This is a genomic window from Streptococcus sp. HMSC062B01 (assembly GCF_001811085.1).
In the GTDB taxonomy this organism is placed as follows: domain Bacteria; phylum Bacillota; class Bacilli; order Lactobacillales; family Streptococcaceae; genus Streptococcus; species Streptococcus gordonii.
Genome location: NZ_KZ672797.1, coordinates 4271 through 5883, shown reverse-complemented (window position 1 = coordinate 5883; position 1613 = coordinate 4271). Strand labels below are relative to the sequence as shown.

Below are 1613 nucleotides of genomic sequence, written 5' to 3'. Positions count from 1 at the left end.
TTGAAAAATGGGATCGTGGAGAGTACCACGACTAAGAGGTGACTTATGATTTTAACAGTCACGATGAATCCATCCATTGATATTTCTTATCCTTTGGATGAGCTGAAGATTGATACTGTCAACCGTGTGGTGGACGTGACCAAGACAGCCGGTGGTAAAGGTCTTAATGTTACACGAGTTCTTTCAGAATTTGGTGATTCTGTTGCTGCTACTGGTTTAGTTGGGGGTAAACTTGGTGAGTTTTTAGTCGAACATATCGATGATAAAGTAACGAAACGTTTTTTCTCAATTCAAGGAGAGACTCGTAACTGTATCGCTATTCTCCACGGAGATAACCAAACAGAAATCCTTGAAAAAGGACCCGAAGTTCTGGAACAAGAAGGGCAAGATTTCTTGGTTCATTTCAAAAATTTCCTTGACACTGTGGAAGTAGTAGCCATCTCAGGTAGTCTCCCAGCTGGGCTTCCAGTTGATTATTATGCGAGCTTGGTAGAGCTTGCTAATCGCGCAGGGAAACCAGTTGTTCTGGATTGCTCAGGTGCAGCTCTTCAGGCAGTTCTTGAATCACCCCACAAACCAACAGTAATCAAACCGAATAACGAAGAATTGTCTCAGCTTCTTGGGAAAGAAGTTTCAGAAGATTTGGATGAATTAAAAGAAGTCCTTCAAGAGCCTTTGTTTGCAGGGATTGAGTGGATTATCGTCTCACTTGGTGCCAATGGTGCTTTTGCAAAACATGGTGATACTTTCTACAAGGTAGATATTCCAAGAATTCAGGTAGTCAATCCTGTCGGATCTGGAGATTCTACTGTTGCAGGTATTTCATCAGGACTTCTTCATAAGGAATCGGATGCAGAACTCCTCATCAAGGCCAATGTCCTTGGTATGCTCAACGCTCAAGAAAAAATGACAGGTCATGTCAATATGGCTAACTATCAAGGTCTATACGACCAACTAATCGTAAAAGAGGTATAAAATGGTTTTAACAGAAAATAAACGCGCTTGCTTGCAAAAACTCTCTGACGAGAACGGCATTATCTCAGCTCTCGCTTTTGACCAACGTGGTGCTTTGAAACGCCTCATGGCTCAATACCAAACGGAAGAGCCAACAGTAGCTCAAATGGAAGAACTTAAAGTCTTGGTCGCAGATGAATTGACTAAATACGCATCCTCTATGCTTCTCGACCCTGAATATGGTCTTCCAGCTACAAAAGCGCTTGATGCCAACGCCGGTCTTCTCCTTGCTTATGAGAAAACTGGCTACGACACAACAAGCACCAAACGTTTGCCTGACTGCTTGGATGTTTGGTCTGCAAAACGCATCAAAGAACAAGGTGCAGATGCAGTGAAATTCTTGCTTTACTATGACGTAGACAGCTCTGACGAACTCAACCAACAAAAACAAGCCTATATCGAACGTATCGGCTCTGAGTGTGTGGCAGAAGACATTCCATTTTTCCTTGAAATCCTTGCCTACGATGAAAAAATCGCTGACGCAGGTTCTGCAGAATACGCCAAAGTTAAACCACACAAGGTTATCGGTGCAATGAAGGTCTTCTCAGACCCACGCTTCAACATCGATGTCTTGAAAGTGGAAGTTCCAGTCAATGTTA

General features: G+C 42.8%; 2 protein-coding genes. Both read left to right on the top strand.

Going from position 1 to position 1613, the window contains the following annotated elements; translation table 11 throughout:
- Window positions 1–45 precede the first annotated feature (45 nt).
- Window positions 46–975 (top strand): tagatose-6-phosphate kinase, encoded by a 930-nt coding sequence (locus tag HMPREF2780_RS08020; RefSeq protein ID WP_045635120.1) that lies wholly within the window; start codon window positions 46–48, stop codon window positions 973–975.
- Between the two features lies 1 nt (window position 976).
- Window positions 977–1613 (top strand): tagatose 1,6-diphosphate aldolase (locus HMPREF2780_RS08015; protein WP_105026463.1); only part of this gene is annotated, 637 nt, incomplete at its 3' end.